General features: G+C 45.4%; 10 protein-coding genes and 1 tRNA gene. 3 read left to right on the top strand and 8 right to left on the bottom strand.

Going from position 1 to position 12815, the window contains the following annotated elements; genetic code table 11:
• The 7 genes from IT291_07940 to IT291_07970 all read right to left on the bottom strand — a co-directional run.
• The coding region (locus IT291_07940; GenBank protein ID MCC6221153.1) for a UDP-N-acetylmuramate--L-alanine ligase at positions 1-1328 on the bottom strand (1328 nt) is incomplete at its 3' end.
• Positions 1321-2457, bottom strand: a complete 1137-nt coding sequence (gene murG / locus IT291_07945; GenBank protein ID MCC6221154.1) for an undecaprenyldiphospho-muramoylpentapeptide beta-N-acetylglucosaminyltransferase — start codon at positions 2455-2457, stop codon at positions 1321-1323. The genes murG and IT291_07940, both read right to left, overlap by 8 nt.
• Before the next feature lie 29 nt (positions 2458-2486).
• Positions 2487-3248 (bottom strand): hypothetical protein, encoded by a 762-nt coding sequence (locus IT291_07950; protein MCC6221155.1) that lies wholly within the window; start codon positions 3246-3248, stop codon positions 2487-2489.
• A gap of 61 nt (positions 3249-3309) precedes the next feature.
• Positions 3310-3383 (bottom strand) — tRNA-Ile (locus IT291_07955).
• 278 nt (positions 3384-3661) lie between these two features.
• Positions 3662-5536, bottom strand: coding sequence for an RNA polymerase sigma factor RpoD (gene rpoD, locus IT291_07960; GenBank protein ID MCC6221156.1), 1875 nt, complete (start codon positions 5534-5536; stop codon positions 3662-3664).
• Between the two features lie 272 nt (positions 5537-5808).
• The gene (dnaG, locus tag IT291_07965; GenBank protein MCC6221157.1) at positions 5809-7827 is read right to left on the bottom strand and encodes a DNA primase; all 2019 of its coding nucleotides are present in this window, start codon (positions 7825-7827) and stop codon (positions 5809-5811) included.
• Positions 7828-7846: 19 nt separating this feature from the next.
• On the bottom strand, positions 7847-8602 hold the full coding sequence (locus IT291_07970) for a hypothetical protein (GenBank protein ID MCC6221158.1): 756 nt from the start codon (positions 8600-8602) through the stop codon (positions 7847-7849).
• A 308-nt stretch (positions 8603-8910) separates the two neighbouring features.
• On the opposite strand from IT291_07970, the gene lpxD reads away from it, so the two are divergent.
• Positions 8911-9984, top strand: a complete 1074-nt coding sequence (lpxD, locus tag IT291_07975; GenBank protein ID MCC6221159.1) for a UDP-3-O-(3-hydroxymyristoyl)glucosamine N-acyltransferase — start codon at positions 8911-8913, stop codon at positions 9982-9984.
• On the top strand, positions 9977-10657 hold the full coding sequence (gene bamD / locus IT291_07980; GenBank protein ID MCC6221160.1) for an outer membrane protein assembly factor BamD: 681 nt from the start codon (positions 9977-9979) through the stop codon (positions 10655-10657). The genes lpxD and bamD overlap by 8 nt, the downstream gene beginning before the upstream one ends.
• Here bamD and IT291_07985 read toward each other — a convergent pair.
• Positions 10641-11102 (bottom strand): TerB family tellurite resistance protein, encoded by a 462-nt coding sequence (locus IT291_07985; protein MCC6221161.1) that lies wholly within the window; start codon positions 11100-11102, stop codon positions 10641-10643. The two genes, bamD and IT291_07985, sit on opposite strands and share 17 nt — an antisense overlap.
• A 133-nt stretch (positions 11103-11235) precedes the next feature.
• Here IT291_07985 and IT291_07990 point away from each other — a divergent pair, with 133 nt between their 5' ends.
• Positions 11236-12813 (top strand): hypothetical protein, encoded by a 1578-nt coding sequence (locus IT291_07990; GenBank protein MCC6221162.1) that lies wholly within the window; start codon positions 11236-11238, stop codon positions 12811-12813.
• Positions 12814-12815 lie beyond the last annotated feature (2 nt).

A 12815-nucleotide genomic window follows, 5' to 3' on the forward strand; every position in this document is an offset into this window, starting at 1 on the left:
CCAGCTCTTAGTTTAGACGCAAGCGGTGCCACAGCATTTTTTAGATCGCTTACATACGAAACCCGGGTATGCTTAATCGCGAGCGCTAAATTTTCCCCCGTAACACCTTCGATAGGCTTCTCCCCAGCAGCATAGATATCGCCTACTATGAGTTCATCGGCATCGCCAAACACTTCGACAAACTGGCTAAAGAGATCCTTAGTGCGAGAGTAACGATGGGGTTGGAACAAAACCACAAGACGACCCATAGTAGAAGCGCCTTGCTCAGTAGCCATTCTAGCTAACCAACCCGCCCTAAGAGCAGACAAAGTCGCCTTTATCTCCGTAGGATGATGTGCATAATCGTCTAGCACAGCTACTCCTGCGTTAATGCCAATTAACTCGCTGCGGCGAGCAACTCCGGGAAAGCTCTCCAGTGCAAAACAGATTTTCTCGAAGTCAATTCCAAGTTCTATTCCGACAGCAACGGCCGCAAGCGAATTGCTAACCATATGGGAACCCGGCAGCGGTAGCTTAACTCTACTAACTTGCTTGCCCCCTACTAACAAGTTAAAACTGGTACTCGCTCCTTCCGCTACCAAATCCGTAGCAGTTACATCACTTCCCGGAGCTAAACCGTATGAGATTACCCGTCGCTTCAATTTGCGCGCTAAATTAGCAACGATTGGGTCGTCAAAACAAGCCACAACCGCTCCATAAAAAGGAACACTTGCCATAAAGTCGCCAAATGCCATCTCCAGTTCCCCAAAGGAACCATAGTGGTTTAAGTGTTCGGCATCAATATTAGTGACGATGCTAATTGCCGGTCTAAGCAAACCAAAACTTCCATCGCTCTCATCGGCCTCTGCTACCAAATATTCACCTTTGCCCAGTTTAGCGCCACTGCGCTTAGTCAATACGCGACCGCCAATTATAACCGTTGGATCGAAGCCAGCATCGGTTAACATTTTTGCCAGCATAGAAGTAGTAGTCGTCTTGCCATGCGAACCCGCTACGGCAAGACCGTATTTCATGCGCATTAACTCGGCCAGCATTTCAGCCCTTGGTATTACTGGAATATTATTGTTTCTTGCAAACTCGATCTCGGGATTTTCAGGCGATATAGCCGAAGAAACTACCATGACACTAGTATCCGCACGCACGTTCTCGGCAGCATGCCCGACTGCTACCCTAGCTCCTAGCTCTTCCAAATGATCTATTAAGGAGTTTCTAGCAATATCAGAACCGCTAACGCTGTAATTTAGGTTTAGAAGTATCTCAGCAATGCCAGCCATGCCGACACCACCGATACCTACGAAGTGAAGATGCTGTCGATGCCTGTTATACATTGTGTTTTAAACCTAATTCCATAATATCTTCTGCTATACGTTCCGCCGATGTTACTCCTATATCTCCCCGAAACTTCTCCATACATCTTGCCATAGTTTCTAGTTTTTCTCTACTAGACAACAACTCGCTTAAGTGTTGTCGAAGCTTCTCGGCACAACACTTATCCTGCTCGACAATAATGCCACCACCTGCCTCTGCTACTGGCTCCGCATTGAGGCGTTGATGCCCGGAAGCTATTACAAGTGGCACAAATATTACAGGCCTACCCGCAGCGACGACTTCCGCCACGGACATGGCTCCAGCACGGCAAATTACCAAATGAGCGCGGGCATATGCCTTTGCCATATCGTCGACAAAAGGACTCACGCTATACGCTTTAAAAGCCGTAGCCCGGTAAGCATCCATTACTCTTTGGTAATCCAAAACTCCGCTCTGGTGATGAAGCTCAACACCGCACTCCTGAAAAACGTCACAAAGGCCAAGAACTATTGTATTGAGAGTAACCGCACCTTGACTCCCCCCTACCACCAAAATCCTAAATGGCTCGCCGCTTTCAGGGTAATTAAACGGCGGAATCGAATAAAACTCTTCTCGCACTGGATTCGGCAACAACTTGAGGTTAGATGTCCCGATGAACCCCTTACAGCCTGTGACGCCAAACACTTTAGTAGCTATAAGGCTTAAAACTTTATTCGCCAAGCCAACGCCCACATTGGATTCATGAATTGCAGTGGGGATCCTCATGAGCCAAGCAACTAATATAGGGACAAACGACGGATACCCGCCAAAACCAACTACTACAGACGGACGCTTCTCTCGAAACAATCTCACACAAGCATACATCGCACGCGGCAACGTCAAAGCAAACTTAAAAGCTCCATAAATTCCACCGCCGTGGACAGCTCGAGCCGGAATAGCTTCGAGGTTAAACGCTACATTGGCAAGTAATTTTTTTTCAAGCTCTGTTCCAGTTCCAACGAACAACAGATTTCTTACCGCTGCCTTACTGTGAAGTTTTTTGGCAATGATAATGGCCGGAATCAAGTGCCCACCAGTACCACCGGCAACTAAGGCAATATTAACAGTCGTGTCGAGTTCAGAATTTTCAGGCTTCCTGGTGGCATTCACAATAAAATCCCCTTCCCACAGCTAATATTTTAAGACGCCTTAAAAATATTATTCCTAAAAATATCGATTGCTTCCTTCTGAGCGACTACTCTAATTCCTTGCTCTCTTGCCGTCTCCCAATCTGCTGGACCAGCATATCCCCAATCCGCTAGAAGCGGAATGAATTCCTTTGAGACAACACTTCGCTGCAAATCGAGTAGGTTGTTTATCGAATCATCGAGAAAATAGTAATACTGGCAGCGAAACCTCAGGTCGATTGCCTTAAAATTTGCAACCTTGTTTCCTGAACCGTCACCTGAATAAATGTCTCCCGCACTCACTCGCAAGCCAAAATATTCACATAATTCCAAAACCGCAGCTCTGTTCTTATTCGTCAGCAACACCAGTGTTTCATCAACCGCATTGCGCAATACATTCCAAATGGGCTGATAAGGAGAATGCAGCGAAAGCCACTGTTGCCTGTTGCTACTTAGGAAATTTCCACGAGCGGCGAAAAATCTCGCCTTGCGCTCATGCAATCCTTCGACCTCTCGCTCGAACAGACCTAAATACTCATCCTCTGTTAGAAGTTTGTCAGGCGAGTGTTTTGCAGTCCCGATGCACCAACTTGCGAAAGTAATGAAATCCCCTGCTGGCCTCACGTGGAAGCGATTTTTCCGAAAAAGTGAGAGGTAATTAGGAGGAAGCTCAACAAAAGTCTCGGCAGTCTTTCCCGTGAATGCATTGTAAGCAGTGATGGCTACCTCATCGAGCGAATCGATCAATACGCCATCAAAATCAAAAATGATCACACTTGCTCTGATCTAACATTAAAGGACATATCTGGCATGTCAAAAAAGCGCCAACAAAAAATGGCCCCACCAGGACTTGAACCTGGGACCCACCGGTTATGAGCCGGTTGCTCTAACCAACTGAGCTATAGGGCCACATCGACAAAAAAGACGCGCCTCGGAAAAAACTGGTTTCCAGACAGACTCTTTGTACTTATACCGTTTCCAAAAAGTAAGTTAAATATTTTACTTTTTGGAAACGGTATTTGTTGTTTATTGGCAAGTGCTTACGCACTTGCTCTTTACACCATTTACAAATATCCTTTTTGTAAATGGTGTAAAACACTTAGTAGAAGCATAAATTCGACAACAAATCAATTGCCGCGGTAAAAAATCTTTACCTCCTCCAGCTGGCGTGCAAAAAAAACGCGCACCTAAACTCGCTCCATAAAAGTTTTAAGTTTTTTCGATCTACTGGGATGTCGCAATTTTCTAAGGGCTTTGGCCTCAATCTGACGGATTCTCTCTCTTGTCACATCGAAGTTTTGGCCAACCTCCTCTAAAGTATGGTCGCTACGCTCTCCAATGCCAAACCGCATCCGCAGTACCTTCTCCTCTCTTGGAGTTAACGTCGCCAGCACACGTCTAGTTTGCTCCTGCAGATTTAAATTAACCACAGCATCCGAGGGTGAAACAATTCTCTTGTCCTCTATAAAATCTCCCAAATGACTATCGGCATCTTCTCCTATGGGTGTCTCCAGTGAGATAGGTTCTTTTGCAATCTTTAAAACCTTTCGCACCTTATCTACCGATATATCCATCTTCTGAGCGATTTCTTCGGGTGTAGGCTCTCGACCATATTCTTGCACGAGATAGCGGGACGTGCGAACAAGCTTATTGATAGTCTCTATCATATGCACTGGTATGCGAATAGTTCGCGCCTGATCCGCGATTGCGCGCGTGATAGCTTGCCGAATCCACCAAGTAGCATAAGTGGAGAACTTATAACCCCGCTGATACTCAAACTTATCAACAGCTTTCATAAGGCCAATATTGCCTTCTTGAATGAGGTCTAAAAACTGCAGCCCTCGATTTGTGTATTTCTTAGCTAAAGACACAACGAGCCTCAGATTGGCCTCAACCAGCTCTTTCTTAGCGTTATAAACTTTTTGCTCGGCCTTAAAAATGGTCTCAACGCTGTGTTTGAGTTCCTTAAAAGCAAGCGATGTCTCAGTCTCGATACTGCTCATCACCTTCCTTGCGTCGGCTATCTCTAGAAGCAAATCCCTAGCCTCAGTGGCCTTCAACTTCAATCGCTTACAAACTCGCTTGAAAGCAAGCTGATCTCCATCGGCAATCTCATCCACCGCCTCACATAACTCTTCCGCCGTTCGCCCCGTCAGCTTTGCCGCTTTTGCCAATACTTTATCGGCAAGCCTAAGCTTGTCGACATACGCCGACATTTTAGCAACAATTGCTTCTCCCTGTTTAGTCGAAAGCTGCAAATCTGCAATTTTTAGCGCCGTGCGATCCCGCGCTTTCTGATACTTCTTATCGGCTTCTTTATATGCTTTAGAACCTGCCTCTAACTTCCTGATATGGGCAAACACTTCTTCAACTTGTCGAAGTGATTTTTTAATGTCGGCCGCCTTCTTAAAAAACTTCTTCTGTAATTCCTCCTCCTCAAGTTGGGCCGCACTTTCCTTGCCCTCTGCCGGGCCCGGCTCGCCTTCCAACTCACTTACTTCGTCCTCTTCCTCCGACTCCTCGTCGACTTCGGCAGTCTCCTCCTCTCCAAACAGATCCTTAACTCTAATAGCACCAGCCTTCACGGCCTCCTGTAGCTCCAAGACGTATATTGCTGCCACAGGTGAACGATAGAGTTCTGACTCAATTTCCTTGAGTCCTTCCTCGATTCGCTTCGCTATGATGACCTCGCCCTCACGTGTAAGCAGACTAACGCCGCCCATCTCGCGCAGGTACATTCTCACCGGATCGCCAGCCTTCCCAGCTGCATGCGTTGCAAAACCAGCTCCCAACAAATCTGAAGAGTCCGCACCTGCAAGACCAATGTCGCCACCTGTCAAAGCATCTTCGCCATCCGACTCCTCAACTTCGAGCTCTTCATCCTCACTCTCCCCTAGGATTGACAACAAATCATCAACAGGCTCTTCGCCCAGATCAACATCTGCTATTGCATCGTTTATTTCTTCAATGTTGTTAATGCCACTAGCTCTATTATCAACACCACCACCTTTCGGCGATTTCGACCGTCCCTTGCCCTTCTGTCCTACAGACTCTCTAACCATAACTAGCTACGTTGCCCCCAAACTCTAGGCGATAAAAACCTAGAAAAGTTCAAACAAAAATTAAAATTGCAATAACGGGAGAATGTAAATGCCTTAAATGTAATCACTTCAATAAAGAATAGTATATTAATTCTCCACGACAAGATTTAACAGTGAGTTTAAAGGCATAAATGATTTTTCACTACATAACACAGTAAAAAAACCAGTATCATCCCAAAAACTAATACATATGGCAATCATGTAAGATACATTATTACCTACTCCCAAGAAAATTATTGTTTTTTGGCGCTCCTTAGCCGATCCAAATCGCGCCTTTTCTGAAGTTTCTTCTGTACTAACTCAGCATGCACCGCCAAATTCGGCGCTACCAGCTCCGCCGAACGAATTCCATCGACCTCGGCCTTTAACTCGTGGCGGTGAACTGACAGTCTTAATTCCTCTATAACCTTATCAGGATTAGCTCCTCCCCTTAACGCCTTCTGTTTAGCTTCCTCAAGTAATCCAAAATCGGCTAGCGAATACTTTGCTAATGCTTGGCCCAAAGTTTCCTCGATATTTTCGACATCGCTACCACTAGCTTGGCATTCGCCAATAAGCCCGCTAATGCGCGCCTCGGCATAGAGAATCGCCACATCCCCAATAAAATCTACTACGCTTTGTGGCATGACTGACAATATATTCTTACCTTCTAGGGACTCTCGTGTATCGATAACTATCTGCGCCAAGGCTGGATTCAACAACACCGCTACTACAGCCTGCCTACAATATGAAGATAACTCCTTAGAAACCAAATTCTCAGTTTCCTTAGAATCCGTCTTCTCAACAACAACATTTTCGCTTTTCCCAGCTTGCCAATTTCTTCTATTTCGCAGACGAGATTCTTGTTTCTCAGCACATTCTGCTACTAGCATCCCTAGCGAACTCCTACTAACTCCGAACAAATTGCTAGCTTCTACCAAAAGCGTTTCTCGTTCTACTGCATTCTCGACTTGCGACACTAAAGTTGCGAATTGCTCCGCTGCTTTACCTCTTACCGCTGCACTTGAGGTATTGGGTCCACTAATTGCACTTTCAAGCAGTTGCGCAATATATGCGCTTAAAGCAGAGCGCCTCCTAGCTTTAAAAATCTCCTCAATTTCCGCCTTTTTCCCCTCCCTTAAGGCCAAAGTATCGGGATCGTCTCCCTTATCTAACATTACCACACCTACATCTACTCCCGTGTTCAGAAAAACCTCAAACACGCGTGCTGCAGCTCGCACACCAGCGGTATCGCCATCAAAGACAACCGTAATGCTCTCGACAAATCTCTTTAGCAGTTTCGCATGCCAGGGAGTAATAGCAGTGCCACAGGTAGCAACTGTTTCTACAAATCCAACCTGCGCCATCGACATGACATCGAAATAACCCTCCACCACAAAGCCATGTCTAGTTTTTCGCATGGATTCGACAGCCTGAGGCAGCCCAAAAAAACTCGCCCGTTTTGCATATATCCTGCTTTCTGGGGAGTTAATGTATTTGGCAACATCCTTGTTACCATCTATAACGCGCCCACCGAAGGCAATAACACTTCCATCGCTCTTCGCTATAGGAAAGATTACGCGCCCTCGGAAGCTGTCATAAAAGTCGTCTCCCTTATTCGCCAAAACCTCACTATTGGCCGAATCCTCGTGTCGAATATCAGACGAAGCTACTTTTTCCCTTTTTTTCTCTCGAATAAGACCAAGCTCGAGCAAGGCTTTGGTTACAGCTGCTCTTTTAACCGAATCCTCGCCATAGCTCTTAAAAATTTGAGGCTGAATAAATTGCCACTTAAGTGGTGCGTACCCAACGGAGTACTTTTCAAGAATCGCCGGCTCCGTGCCCCTCTCTGCCAAATAATCCCGAGCACGCTTGGCTTCCACATCTAGCCTAAGCACGTTGCAAAAAATATCCCGAGCAGTTAGGGCCAGCGATTTTAGCAGTTTGTCCTTATCTAAAGAACCCGCGCCTTTTTGTTTCCAACCGCTTTCTGGAATTTCAATCCCAACTTTAGCTGCTAAGTGTCTCAATGCTTCTGCAAAGCTAAAACCTTTGGTTTCCATTAGAAAGTCAAAAACCGAGCCACGTTTTCCACATCCAAAGCAACAAAACGTACCATCTTCCTCTCGCACAAAAAAAGACGGCGTTTTTTCGGCATGAAATGGGCACAACCCCACCATGCGGCGCCCTGAACGCTTCAGGCTAACGACCTCAGAGATAACTTCTGAAATGCTGACCCTACTGCGAACCGCTTCGACAATCTCTGCTGACATAATATAAAACTGCCTAGCCCTAGTCGTAATCTACCAATGGCACGGCAAAAACTACGCCCAAGTCTTTTGAGCCAGTCAGGTGAAGAAGAACTTCTCCCCTGTCCGGCATGTTAAGACTAAGAGCGGCGATTTTTACTCCCTGTGCATCATTTACAGAAACCTCTGACATTCCGCTAGCCAGGGCCGTTATCGGCAGAAACTCGCCAAATTTTACAGACCCTAGCAAACTACTACCAGCTGTAACATTAATAGAAGCAGTGCCTATGTAACTGTTAAACAAGCTAAGAAAAGCCGTTCCCTCTTCGGGCCGCTGAACTACGTCTTCCCTAATGCCGACATTAACCCCTTTTCCGCGCACCTCGCCATAGACCAAGGCGGTATATTCAACACCCTTGGCAAGGTTTGTTCTAAATTCGTATCGCCCAACGCCTGGCGAATTCGCGCGTTCCAAGCTAATAAGCACTTGATCCGCTGCATCTACTGGAACATAGCGAGTAGATTCAGCGTAGCGCGCAGTTTGGACGTAGCGAGTCTTATCGCCTTCTCCATAATAAAGAGCCATAGGCGTAACATCAATGCCGCCATGCACTATCCTAATAGCTGTTTCGTTGCTTCTCTGCGATGAACCGCCACCGCCACCACTATTTCCGCCACCACCACAGGCGCCTACAAACAACAACGCACTAAGCAAAACAAACCAAACGGTAGCTTGCTGGCAACAAAATTGACGAACCACGATGTTATATACTAGAGTATAGGACTTGGTAATTATCATTGCATATTTCTCATACAAGAGATGTGTTTTGCGAAGGACGCCAATCGCTATTATTTTAGCCTTTTACTGTGCTCCCGCTTATGACAGTTTCTTTACTAACGCACTCTTTATTACTACAAGGGCTCGCAAGTGGAGCGTAATTTATTATACTTTTATACCATTTACAAAAAGGATTTTTGTAAATGGTATAAACAGCAAGTGCGCAAGCACTTGCCAATAAACAACAAATACCGTTTCCAAAAAGTAAAATATTTAACTTACTTTTTGGAAACGGTATAGCAACACATAAAGATGCAGACTTAATATTCATGCTAGAAAATAAAGCAGAAAATAAAAATATTAAAGCAATTTCACTTAGCGATATCGCCGAACGACTTGGTGCAAAGATTCACGGCGATGCCTCTATTGAGATTTCGGGAATAAGACCTCTTGAATCTGCCACTGCTAGGGATTTATCTTTCCTTGGAACTAGCAAGAGCTCCAAGAAAAATTTCCTCCACCTAGCTAAACACTCACAAGCAGGTGCACTTCTTATACAAGAATATGACCCGAGCCTAGAGATGGCTCAAATCGTTACTCCCGAACCCTTAAAGGCCATCATCTCACTAACGCCGCTCTTTGAGAAATATTGCGAAATCGTTCCAGGAATCCACCCAAACGCTTGTATTGACGAAACTGCCAGTGTCGGCAATGGCGTCTACATAGGCCCTTTTGCGGTAATAGGAGCAAATTGCGTTATCGGCGATGGTTCTATCATTCACCCGCACGTTGTGATTTATCCAGGAGCCACAATTGGAGCTGGCTGCACGATTCACTCGGGCGCAATCATCCGTGAAGGTGTAACTCTTGGCAATAATTGCCTTATTCAGAATGGCGCAGTCATTGGAAGCGATGGTTTTGGCTATATACCTGACAAACAACTTGGGCATCGCCGCATACCGCATATAGGCACCGCTGTGCTAGAAGACGACGTAGACATAGGTGCTAACGCGACTATAGATAGGGCGACTCTTGGCGAATCGCGCATAGGCGCGTGCACTAAGCTAGATAACTTAGTCATGCTCGGACATAACGTCAAAGTGGGCAAGCGAACTCTCATGTGTTCAATGGTGGGCGTATCGGGAAGCTGCACCATCGGCGATGACGTAATTCTTGCAGGCCAGGTCGGCGTTGCCGATCACGTCACTATAGGCAACAAGGTAAGGGCAGCAGGCCAAACGGGAATTTTTAGCGATATAGAAGACGACAGAGTTATCGGCGGCACTCCACCAATGGATACTGTACGCTGGCACAAAACGAGTTCCTTGCTAAAAAAACTTCCCGATTTATTCACGCGCCTAAAAAAGCTAGAAAAACACTTAGGACTGGAAAAAAATGAATAGATATTCTTGCTGCCAGCGCAGTCTACTAATTAGCTTATTGCTTTTTTTCTGTTTGCCAACTACAGGCTGCTTCCTTTGGTCCGATTCGCCAGCAAAACTCACGGCACTCATAGAAGCCCCTACGACACCTGAATTTTCCATTCTCTCTAGCGCCATGGAAAACTACGACAGCGGATTGTTTACCGCTTCTAGAGATTCCTGGATGGAGTTAAGAGACGGCTATCCCCATAGCCCTTTTGTGGAACTTGCTGAACTAAAGATTGCGGACTCCTTTTTCTACTCTCAAGACTACAAAACTGCTGTCAGTGCGTACAATGATTTTCAGCAATACCACAAGCATCACGAAGCAATTCCATACGTGCTGCTTCAAATTGGCAGTGCGCACAAGTTGCAATACAAAAGCCCCATGCACGATCAAACTCCACTACACGAGGCGGTAGCGGCCTTTAAGCAACTAGTTAGTCAGTTTCCGAAACACGAACTTTCCCCAATTGCAAAGGACGAGATAAAGTCTTGCCAAACCCTGCTAGCACAACACGAGCGCCAAGTAGCGGAATTTTACGAAAAACTGGGTCACGAAAAAGCCTCTAAAAGGCGATACTCTACGCTTAGAAAAAGATACAAGAACACCGAAATCGCTCGCAACGAGCGGCGTTCTATATCTGCTCGCTAGCCGCTAACTTTCGAGCCTCATCCGCCGCCGCTTGCGACAACTGAAACCTAGTTCTTATCTGAGTTGCAAACCTATTCTCAAATTTCTCTACTTCGCCGTCCGCTATCACTACAGCCCATATCATTGCGAGAATTAGCTGTTTTTGGCTTGGCTCAAAGCTTTCGTTTATTAGTGCTACAAACTTATCTATCTTTTTCTCCTGCAAGCGCAGCTCATCAGACATTTCCAGCACTTCGGCGGCTTCCTCAGTATCCAACCCCAACTGCCTTTGTATTATGCGGGTAACGGTATAAACCTCTTCCGGGGCGTAATCTTCATCCGCCCCCGCCATCTGCAATAGCAATGCCCCAATGGCCGCCTGCAAATCCCTACCCAGGGGCTTGCCCTTCTTATCTACCTTAAGACTGGCCTTACCTCGCAAAAAGTTCTTTAAGAGCTTAAACATTTCTCCATCCCAAATGCCTAAATGAGAGTATTTTTATGCCATGTTTTCAAACAGCCCACAAAAATCTCTCTTCACAATCATAAACTAATACACATATACTATGACTATTATAGCATCTCAAATAAATTCAATAATGCAAGAACAGATCGCCTTACAACATCAAAATTCTCGCCGCTCGATTAGTCTTAGGCGCCCGGGTTGGATTGACATTGTAGGTTCTATATTTCTCTTTTTTCTCGTCTACTTCGGACATTCGCTAATTTCCGATCCCGGCATAGGTTGGCATCTAAAAAACGGCGAGTGGATCCTTAAAAATTCACAAGTACCTCAGTACGACCACTTTCTCTTCACCTCAGAATCATCGGTTAACTCTCCTCCAAAATCATGGGTATCGGATCAATGGCTTTCCGACGCAATTATTTTTTTACTCTATAAAGTTGGCGGCTGGTCATTGCTGCACATACTTACTTTTGGTTTTGTCATAAGCATCTATCTCCTAGTAATGGCGCCAATACTAAGGGCCCAAAAACTTGCGCCAATTGTCACACTAATTGCCGTACTACTTTCCATGCTACAGGGGTGGACGCAGTGGTTTCTTCGTCCCGTTTTGTTTTCCATGATGTTACTTGCTGTAGCATACTCTATTGTCTACCGCTGGCAGCATACAGGGAAAGCCGATAAAAGGGCGAAAAACTCGCTAGCGTTGCTTTTCCTCATCCCGATTTTCTTTTTGTGGGCTAACCTGCACCCAGCCTTCCCTCTAGGACTATTAATTCTGTTCTCAAGCGTTATTGCAACATTTTTCGAAAGGCGGTCGGACAGAACTTTTCGACTTACAGCAATCGCCACAATTAGCGCGCTGGCAACTGTTAGTACCTTTATAAACCCGTACAATTACAAACTACACGCCTATACACTAGAATTAGTTAAAGACGATTATTTTATGAACTTAATGGACGAATGGCTTAGCCCTTCTATATATTCGCCTAGCTTTTTTGCCTTTTGGCTGACTTCGTTTTTTTTAATGTTTGCTGTGCTGAGAATGGCGACTAAAAAATGGTCGCTCTTCGATGCCTTGTTGCTTGCGCCATTTTTCCACATGTCTGTGCTGCACTGTAGATACATACCATTTTTTGGGTTAGTAAGTGCAGTTCCATTGGCAAAAGCCATGCAATACATCCTTGAAGAGAGGAAAATGCCAAATTGCAGTCCGTTAAATGCAATAGCCAAGAGCTTCGCGAGTTTGAGCAGGAAGGAGCAAAATGCCAGCACTTTTCTTTTTTTCTCCTGCTTTTGGCTAGTCTTGCTCTTATCGACACTTTACCTTAAACACCTACCTGGACATACGGAGGAAGAACTGTCCTTTCACCCGAAATTTCCAAAAGACGCAGTGCATATAATTGAAAACTCGGCAGCAGGTGAAAAAATTTTTCACACCCCAAACTGGGGTGGCTACCTAGCTTGGCACCTTTATCCAAAACACAAAGCATTTATTGATGATAGAAATCAGCTAAATGGCAGGGATAAATACGAAGAATTTTTTACTCTCAATAACGCTAAGCCAGGTTGGCAAAGGGTAATAGACAAATACAAGTTTTACTGGCTACTGCTAGAACCAGACGCACCTTTAGCCTATTTGCTGCGCGATAATCCAAATTGGGAGATTGCACATCGCGACAAAGTAAGTTTGCTCTTGCGGCAAAAAGACTAGAT

It is taken from the genome of Deltaproteobacteria bacterium (genome assembly GCA_020845775.1).
Lineage (GTDB): Bacteria > Bdellovibrionota_C > UBA2361 > SZUA-149 > JADLFC01 > JADLFC01.